Source organism: Dactylosporangium sp. NPDC051485 (assembly GCF_040682015.1).
In the GTDB taxonomy this organism is placed as follows: domain Bacteria; phylum Actinomycetota; class Actinomycetes; order Mycobacteriales; family Micromonosporaceae; genus Dactylosporangium.
The window spans coordinates 21541-37120 of the sequence record NZ_JBFAZW010000063.1; the positions used below are offsets into that span (position 1 = coordinate 21541).

Here is a 15580-nt window from a genome sequence, read left to right on the forward strand (position 1 = left end):
CCGCTGATGCACACTGTCTGCCATGAACGACACGGCGGCCGTGCCCGGCGAGCGCGTGATCAGCGGCGAGGCCGTCGAGCTCGAGGTGCGGGTCGCCCGGGCCGGGTCGCGGGTGCTGGCCCTGGCGCTGGACCTGCTGTGCCAGGCCGTCCTGCTGGTCGCGCTGATCTTCGCCACCGCGCTGGCCGTCTACCTGGTCGCCCAGGCCGGCCTGTTCGACCTGGGCCTGGGCCAGGCGTTCATCGTCATCGACACGGTGATCGTGCTGATCGGCTACCCGGTGTTCTGGGAGACGCTGCTGCGCGGCCGTACTCCGGGCAAGCTCGCGATGGGCCTGCGCGTGGTGCGCGACGACGGCGGCCCGATCCGCTTCCGCCAGGCGCTGACCCGCGCGCTGGTGGGCCTGGCGGTCGAGTGGCCGGGCCTGCTGTTCCCGGTGGCGTCCTGGGCGGTCGGCCTGGGCGTGCTCATGCTCAACCCGAGCGGCAAGCGGATCGGCGACCTGGTGGCCGGCACGATCGTGATCCACGAGCGCACGCCCGCAGCCTGGGGGTGGGTGCCGGCCATGCCGCCGCCGCTGGCCGGCTGGGCCGCGCTGCTCGACCTGACCGGGCTGGACGACAGCCTGGCGCTGGCCGTGCGGCACTTCCTGGCCCGCAACCGGCAGATCACCGAGCCGGCCCGCACGGCGCTGGGCCAGGCGCTGGCCCGCGAGGTGGCCGCCTGCACCACCCCGCCGCCCCCGCCGGGCGTCCCGGGCTGGGCGTACCTGGCCGCGGTGCTGGCCGAGCGGCACCGCCGGGCCAGTCACCGCCTGGCGAGGGCCCGCGCGGCCTCGGCGAGCGTCTGGCCGGGCCTGACCGCAACGCTGAGCCGCCGCGGCTGACCCGCGGCGTGGGGAGGGGCGGCCTGGGCGAGAAACCTGTTAGGAGCCTTGCCGCCGGCCCCACTCCTGGATGTTGTACGTCGGACCCCACACCGACGGGTTGTCGCGGATGTTGGCGTACTCCTGATAGGTGAACGTCAACGTGGGCCGCCGCATCAGCGGGAGGACATAGGCGTCCTTGGTCAGCAGGTCGTCGGCCTGGTTGAGCAGATCGGCGGCGTGCTTGGGGTCGATGTCGATGGCGGCCTGGTGGACCAGCCGATCCAGCTCCGCGTTGGAGTACCCGCCGTAGTTGCCCGGGGCGCCGGTCGCCCAGCGCCGCTCCGGTGCCGCCTGGAAGAGCGGCCCGTTCACCCAGTCGAACAGCACCAGGTCGAAGTCGGCGGCCGTGAGGGTCTGGCCCAGGCCCTCGCTCGTCTCGGCCCGGGCGTCCAGGCCGATCTCCTTGAGCCCGGCGGCGACCTGCTCGGCGATCGCGGCCCGCACCGTGTTGCCCTTGTCGTAGCGCAGCCGGAGGGCCGGCACGACCTCGCCGGCCTTGGTCACCAGGTGGCCATTCTCGATCTTGTAGCCGGCGTCGGTGAGGAGCTTCTTGGCCTTGCCGGCGTCGCCAGAGCCCTGGCCGGTGCCGGTGACCACGTCCTTGTAGCCGGCGTCGCCGGGCATGAGGTTGTGGCTGCCCAGCGGCTTGAGGTCCTTGTTGTAGGCGCCGTACGTCTTATCGATGATCGTCTTGACGTTCACCGCGGTGAAGAGCGCGCGGCGCAGGACCGGGTCGGCGAGGTACTTGTTCTTCGTGTTGAGCGTCAGCTGCTCCCACGTGAAGCTCTCGCCGATCTCGTAGATCACCCCCGGCGTGCCGGCGACCCCGGTGACGAGGGCCTGGCTCGGCTCGAGGGCCATGCCGGTCAGTTCCTTGCTGCGCAGCGCGGGCAGGACGGCCGCCGGGTCCAGCACGAACTTGAAGGTGATCTGGTCCAGCGAGGGCTTCGTCCTGCCGTACCACTTGTCGTTCTTCTTGAGCACCAGCGTCTGGTCCTTCGCGAACGACTCGATCTGGTACGGCCCGCCGGACCAGGTCGGCACGGTGTGGGCGAACCAGTCGGCGGCGCCGGCCACGCCTTCGGGCTTGGCCAGGTCGTAGCCCTGCTTGGTGGCCAGGTGCGACGGGTACAGCCCGTCGTTGGAGAAGTCGCCCTTCCAGTCGCCGAAGGTCTTGCCGTCGGTGAAGGTCATGGTGACCGTCTTGCCGCCGTCGGAGCCCACGATGCTCTTGATCAGGTCGTAGCCGGCGGCGCTGGCCGGGACGCAGGTGGTGCAGTGCGCGGGGTTCCCGGAGTTCTGCTTCCAGGTGAGGATGAAGTCGTCGGCGGTGATCGGCACGCCGTCGCTCCAGACCGCGTCCGGACGGATCTTGTAGACGATCGTCTCGGGGGTCTGGTTCGTGATGTCGGCGGAGCTCACGAGGTCGGCGTTGAGCTGCAGGCGGCCCTGCGGGTCGACCTTGAACACCTGGGGCAGCAGCCCGGACAGCGCCTGCCTGGTCGCCGGGGTGTTCCCGTCTTTCGTGTTCACGTTCCAGTTGGTGACGGGCTCGTCCAGGCCGTACGTGTACGCGCCGCCCAGCTTGATGTCGCCACCGTTGCACGTGGTCGGGTTCTTCTGGCAGTCGGCGAACCCGATGGTGGCCGTGGGCGACGGCTTGGCCCCGTTGTCCCCGGTGCACGCGCCGAGCAGCAGCCCGGCCGCCCCGAGGACGGTGATCGAAGCCCGCATCTGCCTTCCAGTTACAAACGCCACCCGGCAACCATAGGGGGCCCGCCTAGGCGAAGAGGGCACGACCCCAGGAGTCCTCGGTGCCGGAGATGCCCGCCGGGCAGGCGAACAAGCCGCTGGATACGTGGCGGATGTACTCGTTGAGCGCGTCCTGGCGCGAGAGGCGGGTCTGGATCGGCACGAACTGCTTGCGGGGGTCGCGCTGGTAGGCGATGAAGAACAGCCCGGCGTCGAGGCGGCCGAGGCCGTCGGAGCCGTCGACGAAGTTGTACCCGCGGCGCAGCAGCCGGGCACCGTCGTTCACCTCGGGGTGGGCCAGCCGCACGTGGGAGTTGGCGGGGATGAGCGGCCGGCCGTCGGACCCGTTGGTCGAGAAGACCGGCTCGTCGAACTCCTTGGCGCCGGACAGCGGCGCGCCCTCGCCCTTGTTGCGCCCGATGATCGCCTCCTGCTCGCCCAGCGAGGTGCGGTCCCAGGTCTCGATCACCATCCGGATCTTGCGGGTGACCATGTAGGAGCCGCCAGCCATCCAGTCCGCGCCGTCGCCGGCCCGCGCCCAGAGGTGCTCGTCGAGCAGCGCGGTGTCCTCGGCCTTGAGGTTGGCGGTGCCGTCCTTGAAGCCGAAGAGGTTGCGCGCGGTCTGCTGGTTGCGCGAGGTCGAGGAGGTGCGCCCGAAGCCCAGCTGCGACCAGCGCACGCTGACCACGCCGAAGCCGATCCGGGCCAGGTTGCGCACCGCGTGCACGGCCACTTGCGGGTCGTGCGCGCAGGCCTGCACGCAGATGTCGCCGCCGGAGATCTCGGGCTTGAGCGCGTCCTTGGCGAACTTCGGCAGGTCGGCCAGGGCGTCGGGGCGCCTGCTCGCGATGCCGAAGCGGTCCTTGCCCTCCGCGGTGCGGAAGAGGGAGGGCCCGAAGCCGATGGTGAGGGTGAGGCCGGACGGCGGCAGGCCGAGCGCCTCGCCGGTGTCGTCGGGCGCGGCCTCGGCGACGCCGTTGACCGCGCCGATGGAGCCGGCGTCCTTCCCGGCCGTCATCCGGGCCGCCGCCGCGGTCCATTTCTGCAGCAGCGCGACCAGCTCGTCGCGCTTGTCGGTGATGACGTCGAAGGCGACGAAGTGCAGCCGGTCCTGGGCGGGCGTGACGATCCCGGCCTGGTGCGCGCCGTAGAAGGGCACGGCCGCGCCAGGGTCGGACGCCCGGGCGGGTTCGGCGCGATCGAAGAGCTGCGAGCCCACGACGCCCGCGGCCGCGGCCCCGACGGCACCCGCACCCGCGAGCCCGATCATCTTCCGGCGGTCCATGCCAAACCCCTTCAAGTCAAACCCCTTCAAAGATCCGACTTCGGTACGCCACGTCCGCGCGCCCGGCGGACCGGGCGCGCCTGGCGGCGACTTACTTGCTGCCGACGAGCGGCGCGACCTTGCTGATCGGCTCGGCGAGCGCGTTGATCGCGTTGGCCAGCGACTTGAGCTGGGCCTCGGACAGCTCGTTGTGCAGCTTCCAGCCGTCGCCGTTGCGGTACTTGTCCAGCTCGGCCTGGGCGGCGGCGAACTTCTCGTCGAGGGTCTTGGCCAGGGCGGCGTCCTTCTCCTCGATCACCGGCCGCAGCGCGGCGATCGCGGCCCGGGAGCCCTCCAGGTTGGCCTGGAAGTCCCACAGGTCGGTGTGCGAGAAGATGTCCTCCTCACCGGTGATCTTGCCGGTGGCCACCTCGTCGAGCAGCTCCTTGGCCCCGTTGGCGAGCTCCAGCGGGGACAGCTGGACGTTCTGCGCCTTGTCCACGATGGTCTTCACGTCGGCCAGCAGCTTGTCGGCGATCGGGCCGGACTTGCTGATGTCCTTGGTGACCCACAGGTCCTTCTCGATCTTGTGGAAGCCGGTCCACTCCTGGCCCGCCTCGAGGTCGGCCTCGCGGGCGTCGATCGCCGGGTCGAGGTCGCCGAAGCTCTCGGCCACGGGCTCGATGCGCTCCCAGTAGGTGCGGGCGATCGGGTAGAGCTGCTTGGCCTTCTCCACGTCGCCGGCCTTGACCGCGTTGACGAACTCGGTGGTCTTGTCGATCAGGGCGCTGGCGTTGTTCTTGACGTACGTCTGGTAGTCCTTCGTCGCCTGCGCGAGCTTGGCGTCGTCGGTGAGCGGCTTGCTCTCGCCGGTGGCCTTGAACGTGCCGCGGATGCCGTTGCCGACCATGCCCGGCTTGCAGGCGGTCTCGTAGGTGCCGGCCGGCAGCTCGACGATGAGTTCCCGGGTCAGGCCCGGCGCCACGTTCTCAACCTCGCCGACGATCCGGTCGCCGGTGGCGAAGATGTAGAACTCGGTGACCTTGCCGCCCTTGTTGCTGACGGCGAAGGTGACCGGACCCGCGTTCGTCTCGGTGCGCTCCACCTTGCACTCGGTGTCGGTCGCGGTGACGGCGATCTTGCCGTTGCCGCCGGCCCCCGAGCCGGCCTTGTCGCCGGACTTGTCGTCGCCGCAGGCGGCCAGGCCCAGCGCGAGAGCCGGGACCGCGCCGAAGACGAGCAGGCGTGTATTGCGCATGGTGCTCCTACGAAATGGGGGAGGAATGAGGCGGCGTCAGGCGTTGGCCGGCTTGGTTCCGGCGGGCTGGGCGGCCGGAACCGGGGCGGGCGCGCCCGGCTTGCGAAGCAGCGGCAGCAGGAAGAGGACCAGGACCGGCACGCCGTACGCGACCCAGGCGATGGTCTCCAGGACGGACGGCTGGGGCGTGAAGTTGAACATGCCGCGCAGCAGCTCCGCGTACCAGGAGGTGGGCGGCAGCGCACCGGACACGTCGAACGCGTGGTTGTTCAGGCCCGGCAGGACGTTGGCCTCCTGCAGGTCGTGCACCCCGTACTTGAAGATGCCGGCGGCGACGAGCACGAGCAGCGCACCGGTCCACGTGAAGAACTTGGTCAGGTTGATCCGGATGGCGCTGGCGTAGAGCAGGTAGCCCAGCACGATCGAGGTGGCCAGGCCGAGCGTGATGCCGATCAGCGGCTGCATGGTGTCGGCGCCCTGCGCGGCGGCGAAGAAGAGGATCGAGGTCTCCAGGCCCTCGCGGGCAACGGCCAGGAAGGCCATGGCGGCCACCGCGAAGCTGCCGACCTGGATCGCGTCCTCGAGCTTGCCGCGCAGCTCCTTGGCCATCTGGCGGGCCATGCGGCGCATCCAGAAGATCATGAACGTGACGAACACGACGGCGACCAGCGAGGCGATCGCGTCGAGCAGCTCCTGGCGCGGCCCGGAGAGGTACGTCGTGCCGGCCTGCAGCACCGCGGCCACGCCGATCGACAGCAGCGCGGCGGCCGCGACCCCGGCCCACACGAACTTCAGCAGGTGCCTACGGTCGCTCTTGACCAGGAACGCAACGAGAATCGAGACCACGAGCGTGATCTCGAGTCCTTCGCGAAGGCCGATCAGGTAGATAGCGGTCATGCCGTGCTCCGCAGGTTAGCCGTACCTTACTTAGGTCAGCTTTACCTTAGACCTCACCGCTACACCCTTCAAGCACCGCAGAGTCGAGTGAAAATCCTCATGGTCCCGTCAGAGGGGTGAACGGCGAGGGGCCCCGCCGGTGCACTCCGGCGGGGCCCCTCGCATCGGTACAGCTCAGTAGCGGTAGTGGTCCGCCTTGAACGGCCCCTCGACCGGCACGCCCAGGTACTCGGCCTGCTTCTTGGTCAGCTCGGTGAGCCTGACCCCGAGGGCGTCCAGGTGCAGCCGGGCGACCTTCTCGTCGAGGTGCTTGGGCAGCGTGTAGACCCCGATCGGGTACTGCTCGGTCTTGGTGAACAGCTCGATCTGCGCGATCGACTGGTTGGCGAAGCTGTTGGACATCACGAACGACGGGTGACCGGTCGCGTTGCCCAGGTTCAGCAGGCGCCCCTCGGACAGCACGATGATCGAGTGGCCGTCGTCGAACTTCCACTCGTCGACCTGCGGCTTGATGTTGATCCGGGTGACGTCGGAGCGGCGGGCCAGGCCGGCCATGTCGATCTCGTTGTCGAAGTGCCCGATGTTGCCGACGATCGCCTGGTGCTTCATCCGCGCCATGTGCTCGGCGGTGATCACGTCGAGGCAGCCGGTCGCGGTGACGAAGATGTCGGCGGTCTCGACGACGTCGTCGATTGTGGCGACCTGGTAGCCGTCCATCGCCGCCTGCAGCGCGCAGATCGGGTCGACCTCGGTCACGATGACCCGGGCGCCCTGGCCGCGCAGCGACTCGGCGCAGCCCTTGCCCACGTCGCCGTAGCCGAACACGACCGCCACCTTGCCGCCGATGAGCACGTCGGTGGCCCGGTTGATGCCGTCGATGAGCGAGTGCCGGCAGCCGTACTTGTTGTCGAACTTCGACTTCGTCACCGAGTCGTTGACGTTGATCGCCGGGAAGAGCAGCGTGCCGGCCTGCTGCATCTCGTACAGCCGGTGCACGCCGGTGGTGGTCTCCTCGGTGACGCCCTTGATGCCGGCCGCCACGCGGGTCCAGCGGCGGTTGTCCTCGCCCAGCGAGCGCTGCAGCACCGCGAGGATGACCGCGTACTCCTCGGAGTCGGCGGTGTCGGGCGATGGCACCGCGCCGGCCCCCTCGAACTCGGCGCCCTTGTGCACCAGCAGCGTGGCGTCGCCGCCATCGTCGAGGATCATGTTGGGGCCCTGCCCGTCGGGCCAGAGCAGCACCTGCTCGGTGCACCACCAGTACTCCTCGAGGGTCTCCCCCTTCCAGGCGTACACCGGGACACCGGCCGGCTTCTCGGGCGTCCCCTCGGGCCCGACCGCGATGGCCGCGGCCGCGTGGTCCTGGGTCGAGAAGATGTTGCAGCTGGCCCACCGCACCTGCGCCCCGAGCGCGACGAGCGTCTCGATCAGCACGGCCGTCTGGATCGTCATGTGCAGCGAGCCGGTGATCCGCGCGCCCTTCAGCGGCTGCGTGGCGGCGAACTCACGCCGGATGGCCATCAGGCCCGGCATCTCGTGCTCGGCGAGCTGGATCTCCTTGCGCCCGAACGCGGCGAGGGACAGATCGGCCACCTTGAAGTCACCGTCGGCGACGGTCCGCGGCGGCAGCGTGCTGGTCAATGCGGTCTCCTGGGTCTGCATAGGCGAACGGCGACCCTTCACGGTACGCGTCGGCGCCGCGACGCTTCAAACGCCTCGTCGGCGGGTCGGACCGCCTAGTTCCGGACAGCGCGCGGGGCGGTGAGAGTGATCTCACCGCCCCGCGCTTCCCCCCGGTTTGGTTCCCCCGCATGGGGCTCGGACTCGGTCACGAACCCTGCGTAGCTAGAAGACTACCCTCAGCAACCTAGATGTCAAGCAAATCCACTGAATCCGGACACCGTCGTGGTGATACGCGCGCCGCGGGCCGTTGTCGGCCCTACGGGGTGGCGGCCTGGAAAACCTCGCCGTCGCCGCTCACCGACAGCTCCCCCCGCACGGCCGGCGCGAAGGCGGCCTGGCCCTGCGTCAGCGTCACGGGCACCACGCCGTCGTCGACCCGCACCGAGCCGCGCGTGCACAGCACGATCCGCGGGCCCCCGCCCGGCAGGCGAACCGCCTGGGTGTCCGCCGACAGCACCGCGTGGTGGAGCGTGAAGTCCGGGATCGGGATCGGATACGCGAACAGGCCCGGCGACGCGGCGGCCGGCCGGGTGATCGGGTCGTCCAGCACCTCGAAGCGCAGGACGTGCAGGAGTTCCTCCACGTCCACGTGCTTCGGGGTCAGGCCGCCGCGCAGGACGTTGTCCGAGGCGGCCATGATCTCCACGCCCACGCCGCGCAGGTAGGCGTGCAGGTTGCCGGCCGGCATCCAGACCGCCTCGGTGGGGCGGAGGCGGACCCGGTTGAGCAGCGTGGCGACGATGACGCCGGTGTCGCCCGGGTACTGCTCGGCGAGCGTCACCATCAGGGCGTAGGCGTCGCGCTCGGCGGCTCGGGGGCGGGCGGCGGCGACCACCTCGGCCACCAGGTCGGCGTCCGGGGTGGACAGCAGGCCGCGGACGGCGTCGTGCAGCGCGGTGGCCACGTCCGGCTGGGACAGGGCGTCGATCGTGGGCTTGAGGCGCTCGACGCCGAGGGCGGTCAGGTCGGCGGCGGCGGCCGACGGGGCGCGGAAGCCGCACAGGGCGTCGAAGTCAGTCAGGGCGACCAGCATCTCCGGCTTGTGCCAGGCGTCGACGTACGACGGGTGGCCGGCGGCGTGCGCGGCCCTCGCCCGGTCCAGCGTCGGGTGGGCCTGCAGGGAGAGCGGCTGGGCGGCGGCCAGGACCTTCAGCAGGAACGGCAGGCGGGTGCCGAAGCGCTCCACGTTTGCGGCGCCGAGCAGGGTCACGGGGTCGGCGGCGATCGCGTCGGCCAGGGACGCGCCGCTCACCCCCAGGCGGGACGGGCCGGTCGGGTGGGCGCCCATCCACAGCTCGGCCTCGGGGTCCGGAGTCGGTGCGGGGCGGCCCTGCAGCGTGGCGATCGCGGTGTGCGACCCCCAGGCGTAGTTGCGAATCGGGCTCTCCAGCATTTCCACGGTGGTGCGCCTCCGGGTCGAAACGATCAAGAAGTAAGAGGGCCGGCCCGAAGGCCGGCCCCGGAAATCAATGCGCCTCGGTGGTCAAGGCCGAATCGGCCGCGGCCCTGTTCGCGCGATAGATGTCGGGTTCCAGATAGATCACCCGGGCGATGGGCACCGCGGCCCGGATGCGGGCCTCGGCGGCGTCGATGCCGCGGGCGATCTCGTCGGCGGTCTCATTGTGCCGTACCGCGATCTTGGCCGCGACCAGCAGCTCGTCGGGGCCGAGGTGCACGGTGCGCATGTGGATCACGCGCTCGACCTCGGGGCCGGCGACGATGGCCTGCTCGATGGCATCGACCTGCTCCGGGCGGGCGGACTCGCCGACGAGCAGGCTCTTCATCTCCACGGCCAGGATGCCGGCCACACTGATCAGCAGGGCGCCGATCGCGGCCGTGCCGATGCCGTCCCAGATGCCGTTGCCGGTGATCAGGGTCAGGCCGACGCCGAAGAGCGCGAACACGAGGCCGACCAGGGCGGCGGCGTCCTCGAGCAGGATGACCGGCAGCTCCGGCTCCTTGGCCCGGCGGATGAACTGGACCCACGTCGCCTTGCCCTTGATCTTGCGGGTCTCGCTGATCGCGGTACGGAAGGAAAGCCCCTCCATCACGATCGCGGCCACCAGCACCACCACCGGCACCCACTGCCACGACGTGATCGGCTCCGGGTGCGCGATCTTGTGCCAGGCCTCGTAGATGGCGAAGACGCCGCCGACGAAGAACAGCACGACGGCGACGATGAACGCGTAGATGTAGCGCTCGCGCCCGTAGCCGAAGGGGTGCCGGTCGGTGGGCCGCTTCTCCGCCTGCCGGCCGCCGAGCAGCAGCAGGCCCTGGTTGCCGGAGTCGGCGACCGAGTGGATCGCCTCGGCGAGCATCGACGACGAGCCGGTCAGGATGAACGCGACGAACTTGGTGACGGCGATGCCGAGGTTGGCGGCAAGGGCCGCCAAGATCGCCTTGGTGCCACCTTCGGTGCTCACGGGTTAGCCAGCTCCTTCATCTCGCTCACGGCCGGAACGGCCATCGGGTCGAAGCCGTGGGCGAGACCAAGGTAGATCGAGGCGAAGTCCGGCACGGCGACGAGCGAGGCCAATCGTTCCAGAGGAGATCCACCCTCGGCGGTGATCAGGCTCACTCTCACGCCCCGCCGCTCGGCCAGCTCCTGCACGGCCTCGGCGCGGCGCTCCTCCACCGCGATCGGCTCGCCGTCGGTCTCCTCCTCGTCGGAGGCGAGACCGCCGTCGCGCAGCAGCACCAGGCGCAGCCGGGTCGCCGGGCTGTCGATCTCCCCCGGGTCGGCGAAGATGTCGCGGTCGGCCTCGGCCAGGCCGCCGTACACCCCGTCGAGCAGGCCGACCCGGCCGCGGCCGGCCTCGCCGAGCGCGCCGACCACTGCGGGGTAGCGGGCGTTGGCCGACAGCGTGTCGCCGAAACGCCGGGCGGCGACGGTGGCCAGCGGCGAGGAGCCCCAGACGATCGGCACCGAGTGGGCGAGGTCGAGGGCGAGGCTCTTGCCTGGGTTGACGAACGACTCGAGCGCGGTGCGGCACCGCTCGGCGTCGGCGTCGAGCCGGGAGGCGGTCTCGGCGAAGTCGGCCTCGTTGACCTTGACCAGGCCGAGCTGGCGGCCGGCCAGCAGGACCGGCACGGCCAGGCCCCACAGGCTGGCCCGGGCCGGCGCGCGGCGCGGCACGGGGATGAACGGCGCGCGGAAGCGGTCGGCCAGCGCGTGCAACTGGGTGTCGGGCGCGCCGATAGCGACCAGCCGGGCCCCGCGGCGGCCGGCGGCCTCGGCGGCGGCCAGCGCCTCCGGGGAGCGGCCGGACGCGGAGACGGCGATGACCACGTCGGCCGCGCCGACCCAGCCGGGGATGCCGGCGCTGCGGTGGGCCAGGACCGGCACCGGGCAGCGCGGCCCGGCCACGGTCTCCAGGATGTCGCCGGTGCGCGCGGCGGTGCCGACGCCGGCGATGACGACGGCCCGGGGCCGCCCCTCGTCGCCCAGCGAGCTCAGGTCGGTCTCGGCGGCCAGCGCCGCCGACTCCCGCACCTGGGCGCCGGCGGACGCGGTGGCCCGCAGCATGCCGCCCGGGTCGTTCTTCTCCAGCGCCTCGGCGTTGTCCAGCAGCGCGTGGTCGACCTCGCGGTGCCCGCGGACGCCCGCGGTGCCCTCAAGCGGGTTCACTCGGCCCCCTCCTCGTCCGTGGCGTCCTTACCCGGAACAGGCTGACGCGCCTCGTCGAGCAGCAGCACCGGGATGCCGTCGCGGATCTCGAAGATGCGCCGGCATTCGGTGCAGGTGAGCGTCTGCTCCTGCTCGTCGAGGGTGAGCTCGGCGTGGTGCTCGTCGGGGCAGCGCAGGATCGAAAGCAGGGCGGGGTCCACGGACACGCGTTCCAACTCCTTCTCAGCGGCCGACCGTCAGCGGCGGATCACGGCCAGCATCTCATCGCGCAGGGCGGCCATCCGCTCCGCGGTCGGCGCCTCAACGTTAAGCCGCAGCAGCGGCTCGGTGTTGGACGGGCGGACGTTGGCCCAGCTGCCGTCGTGGAAGCTCAGCGTGATGCCGTCCAGCCGGTCGACCTCGGCGTCGAATGCCTGCTCGATCTCTGCCATCTTCGCCGCTTGATCGGCCACCGTCGAGTTGATCTCACCGGAGGCGGCGTACCGCTCGTAGTCCTTGGCCAGCGTCGACAGCGGCGCGGCCTGCCCGCCGAGCAGGGCCAGCGTGTGCAGGGCGGCCAGCATGCCGGTGTCGGCGCCCCAGAAGTCGCGGAAGTAGTAGTGCGCCGAGTGCTCGCCGCCGAAGACCGCGCCGGTGCGGGCCATCTCGGCCTTGATGAACGAGTGCCCGACCCGGGTGCGCACCGGCACCCCGCCGTGCTCCTCGACGATCTCGGGCACCACCCGGGAGGTGATGAGGTTGTGGATGATCGTGGCGCCGGGCTCCTTGGCCAGCTCCCGGACCGCGACCATGGCGGTGATCACCGACGGGGAGACGGCCTCGCCGCGCTCGTCGACGACGAAGCAGCGGTCGGCGTCGCCGTCGAAGGCCAGCCCGAGGTCGGCGCCAGTCTCGCGGACGCGGGCCTGCAGGTCGACGAGGTTCTTCGGCTCCAGCGGGTTGGCCTCGTGGTTAGGGAAGGTGCCGTCGAGCTCGAAGTACATCGGGATGATCGTCAGCGGCAGCCCGGAGCCGAGCACGGCCGGCACGGTGTAGCCGCCCATGCCGTTGCCGGCGTCGACGACCACGGTCAGCGGCCGGATGGCGGAGAGGTCGACCAGCTTCAGCAGGTGGGTCGCGTAGCGCTCCAGGAGGCTGTACCGCTCCAGCCCGCCCTTGAGCTCGGCCTCGCTCACCCGCGGCGCCCCGGCGTCGAGCATCCGCTGGGCGCGCTCGCGGATCTCGGTCAGCCCGGTGTCCTGCCCGACCGGCTTGGCGCCCTGCTTGCAGAGCTTGATCCCGTTGTACTGCGCCGGATTGTGACTCGCCGTGAACATCGCCCCGGGCAGGTCGAGCGCGCCCGAGGCGTAGTAGAGCAGGTCGGTCGAGCCGAGGCCGGCGTCGATGATGTCGGCCCCCTCGGCGCGCGCACCGGCGGCGAAGGCGCTCGCCAGCGCCGGCCCGGAGGCCCGCATGTCGTGCGCGATCACGATCTTGTCGGCGAACTCGCCGCGGGCGCGCAGCGTCTGCACGAAGGCCCGCCCGAGCGCTTCGGCTACCGGCTCGTCGAGCTGGTCGGGCACGGTGCCCCGCACGTCGTACGCCTTGACGATCCGGCTCAGGTCGATCACAGTTCGCACCCCTGTCGTGGTCGCTGTTCCTACGACGGAAGCCTAGTGTGGTCGCGTTCCGTGCACGTGTCAGTCCGCAGTTGCCGATGTGAGTTCGCGTCAAGCGTGTGGTACAGGATGAGGCATGGCCGAGGAAGGTAACTCCCTGCGGGCGATCGTCGCGGCTCTGGCTGCCAACCTCGGCATCGCGCTCAGCAAGTTCGTGGCGTTCGTGTTCACCGGCTCGTCGGCGCTGCTCGCGGAGGCCGTGCACTCCGTGGCCGACACCGCCAACCAGGTGCTGCTGCTCGTCGGCGGGCGCCAGGCCCGGCAACGGGCCAGCCAGCTGCACCCGTTCGGCTACGCCCGCTTCCGGTACTTCTACGGCTTCCTCGTCACCCTCGTGATCTTCCTGGTCGGCGGCGTGTTCGCGCTCTACGAGGGCTACGAGAAGCTGCGCGACCCGAGCCCGGTCGAGTCCCCGGCCTGGGCCTTCGCGGTGCTCGGCGTCTCGGTCGCGCTGGAGTCGTTCTCGCTGCGCACCGCCGTGCACGAGGCCGAGCCCTCCCGCCGCGGCGCGCCCTGGCTGCGCTTCATCCGCACCACCCGCTCCCCCGAGCTGCCGGTCGTGCTGGCCGAGGACTTCGGCGCGTTGACCGGCCTGAGCTTCGCCCTGATCGGGATCACCCTCGCCGTCATCACCGGCGACGGGCGATGGGACGCCGCCGGCACGCTCGCGATCGGGGCGCTGCTGGTGGTCATCTCGATCACGCTGTCGCAGCGGATGCGCAGCCTGCTGATCGGCGAGTCGGCCGACAACGGCACGCTGATGCTGATCGAGGCGGCCATCGAGCGGGAGCCGCTGATCGAGCGGATGATCCACCTGCGCACCATGCACCTCGGCCCCGACCAGCTGCTGATCGCGGCCAAGGTGGCGGTGCGGGGCAACGAGACGATGGCCCACGTGGCGGCCGCCATCAACCGGGCCGAGGCGCAGGTGCGGGAGGCGGTGACGTACGAGTGCTTCATCTTCTTGGAGCCCGACGTCTTCGACCAGGGCCTCTTCGACTCGGCCGAGCAGCCGCCGGGCTCCTCGTCGAGGGAGCCGCGCCCAGCGTGGGAGTGACTACAGCTGGAGCCCGGTCAGCACCATGACCCGCTCCTCGGTGTAGTCGGCCATGGCGCTGGCCAGCCCTTCGCGGCCCACGCCGCTGGCCTTCCCGCCGCCGTAGGGCATCTGGTCGGCCCGGAAGCTCGGCACGTCGCCCACGATCACGCCGCCCACATCGAGGACGCGGTGCGCCTCGAAGGCCCGGTCGAGGCGGCGGGTGAAGACGCCGGCCTGCAGCCCGTACTGCGACGCGTTGACGGCGGCGAACCCGTCCTCGTCGCTGGCGACCCGGGCCAGCACGAGCACCGGCCCGAAGACCTCCTCGGCGACGACCTTCGACTCCTCCGGCGCGCCGGCGAGGACGGTCGGGGCGTAGGAGGCGCCGTCGCGCGCGCCCCCGGTGAGCAGCTTGGCCCCGGCCGCCACCGCCTCGCCCACCCATGCCTCGACCCGCTTGGCGGCGTCCTCGCTGATGAGCGGGCCGACGTCGGTGGCCTCGTCGCCGGGGTCGCCGGTGCGCTGGGTCTCCACGGCGGCCACGAGCCGGTCGGCCAGGGCGTCGTAGTGGCGCTCGTGGACGTACACCCGCTGGACCGCGATGCAGCTCTGCCCGGCCTGGTAGTTGGCGAACGTGGCGATGCGCGACGCGGCCCAGTCCAGGTCGTCCCAGTCCTCGCAGACCACCACGGCGGCGTTGCCGCCGAGCTCCAGGGTGACGTGCTTGCGCGGCACGGCGTCGCGGATCTGCCAGCCGACCGGGCCCGAGCCGGTGAACGACACCACCGGCAGCCGCGGGTCGGCGACCAGGGCGGGCGCGCGGTCGTTCGGGATGGGCACGATCGACCACATCCCGGCCGGCAGCTCGGTCTCGGCGAGGATCTCGCCCAGCAGCAAAGCGCTGAGCGGGGTGGCCGGGGCCGGCTTGAGCACGATCGGGGCGCCGACCGCGATGGCCGGGGCGACCTTGTGCGCGACCAGGTTGAGCGGGAAGTTGAACGGCGCGATGCCCAGCACCGGCCCCCGCGGCACCCGCTTGATCAGCCCGATGCGGCCGGTCGCGGCCGGGTCGGTGTCCAGGCGCTGCACGGTGCCGGAGAAGCGGCGGGCCTCCTCGGCGGCCCAGCGGAAGGTGGACACCGCCCTGGAGACCTCGCCGCGGGCCCACTTCAGCGGCTTGCCGTTCTCCGCGGTGATGAGCCGGGCCACCTCGTCGGCCCGCTCCTTGAGCCGGGCGCTGACGTGGTCGAGGGCGGCGGCCCGGGTGCTCGCCGGCAGCGCCGCGGCCTCGGCGGCGACGGCGGCGGCCGCCGCGACCGCCTCCTCTACCTGCTCCGGAGTGGCATTGGACGTCGCACCGACCGGACGCCCATCGTAGGGGTGGCGGATCTCGACGGCGTCGTCGCTGGAGGCCGGGCGCCCGGCGATGTAGAACGGGGTCACGATTCCACACTAACCCCCACGGAAACAGTT

The 15580-nt window shown here is 71.2% G+C and carries 13 protein-coding genes; 2 read left to right on the top strand and 11 right to left on the bottom strand.

Annotated features, from left to right (window positions below; translation table 11 throughout):
- The first annotated feature begins 22 nt into the window (after positions 1–22).
- Positions 23–886, top strand: a complete 864-nt coding sequence (locus tag AB0M46_RS30815; protein WP_363341654.1) for an RDD family protein — start codon at positions 23–25, stop codon at positions 884–886.
- A 39-nt stretch (positions 887–925) separates the two neighbouring features.
- Here the strand turns inward: AB0M46_RS30815 and AB0M46_RS30820 are convergent, their stop codons facing one another.
- The 10 genes from AB0M46_RS30820 to AB0M46_RS30865 form a co-directional block, all read right to left on the bottom strand.
- Positions 926–2662 (bottom strand): ABC transporter family substrate-binding protein, encoded by a 1737-nt coding sequence (locus AB0M46_RS30820; protein ID WP_363341656.1) that lies wholly within the window; start codon positions 2660–2662, stop codon positions 926–928.
- 46 nt (positions 2663–2708) lie between these two features.
- Positions 2709–3965: an iron uptake transporter deferrochelatase/peroxidase subunit gene (efeB, locus tag AB0M46_RS30825; RefSeq protein ID WP_363341658.1), complete on the bottom strand. Its 1257-nt coding sequence runs from the start codon at positions 3963–3965 to the stop codon at positions 2709–2711.
- Between the two features lie 91 nt (positions 3966–4056).
- Positions 4057–5202: an iron uptake system protein EfeO gene (gene efeO, locus AB0M46_RS30830; RefSeq protein ID WP_363341660.1), complete on the bottom strand. Its 1146-nt coding sequence runs from the start codon at positions 5200–5202 to the stop codon at positions 4057–4059.
- A 36-nt stretch (positions 5203–5238) separates the two neighbouring features.
- Positions 5239–6099: an iron uptake transporter permease EfeU gene (gene efeU / locus AB0M46_RS30835; RefSeq protein ID WP_363341662.1), complete on the bottom strand. Its 861-nt coding sequence runs from the start codon at positions 6097–6099 to the stop codon at positions 5239–5241.
- Positions 6100–6273: 174 nt separating this feature from the next.
- Positions 6274–7761 carry an adenosylhomocysteinase gene (gene ahcY, locus AB0M46_RS30840; RefSeq protein WP_363341664.1) on the bottom strand — a complete coding sequence of 496 codons (1488 nt, stop codon included), beginning with the start codon at positions 7759–7761 and terminating at the stop codon, positions 6274–6276.
- 277 nt (positions 7762–8038) lie between these two features.
- The gene (gene manA / locus AB0M46_RS30845) at positions 8039–9181 is read right to left on the bottom strand and encodes a mannose-6-phosphate isomerase, class I (RefSeq protein ID WP_363341666.1); all 1143 of its coding nucleotides are present in this window, start codon (positions 9179–9181) and stop codon (positions 8039–8041) included.
- A 67-nt stretch (positions 9182–9248) separates the two neighbouring features.
- A complete protein-coding gene (locus AB0M46_RS30850; protein WP_363341668.1) occupies positions 9249–10205 on the bottom strand; it encodes a cation diffusion facilitator family transporter in 957 nt (318 codons plus the stop codon).
- Positions 10202–11410 (bottom strand): SIS domain-containing protein, encoded by a 1209-nt coding sequence (locus AB0M46_RS30855; RefSeq protein WP_363341670.1) that lies wholly within the window; start codon positions 11408–11410, stop codon positions 10202–10204. Before AB0M46_RS30855 ends, AB0M46_RS30850 begins: the two co-directional genes overlap by 4 nt.
- Entirely contained in the window at positions 11407–11616 is a 210-nt protein-coding gene (locus tag AB0M46_RS30860) for a Trm112 family protein (RefSeq protein WP_363341671.1), read from the bottom strand. Before AB0M46_RS30860 ends, AB0M46_RS30855 begins: the two co-directional genes overlap by 4 nt.
- 30 nt (positions 11617–11646) lie before the next feature.
- Positions 11647–13020 (bottom strand): phosphomannomutase/phosphoglucomutase, encoded by a 1374-nt coding sequence (locus AB0M46_RS30865; RefSeq protein WP_363341728.1) that lies wholly within the window; start codon positions 13018–13020, stop codon positions 11647–11649.
- A gap of 124 nt (positions 13021–13144) precedes the next feature.
- Between AB0M46_RS30865 and AB0M46_RS30870 the strand changes: the two genes are divergently transcribed.
- Positions 13145–14125 (top strand): cation diffusion facilitator family transporter, encoded by a 981-nt coding sequence (locus tag AB0M46_RS30870; protein WP_363341673.1) that lies wholly within the window; start codon positions 13145–13147, stop codon positions 14123–14125.
- On the opposite strand, the gene AB0M46_RS30875 is transcribed toward AB0M46_RS30870, so the two are convergent.
- Positions 14126–15550 (bottom strand): aldehyde dehydrogenase family protein, encoded by a 1425-nt coding sequence (locus AB0M46_RS30875; protein WP_363341675.1) that lies wholly within the window; start codon positions 15548–15550, stop codon positions 14126–14128.
- Positions 15551–15580 lie beyond the last annotated feature (30 nt).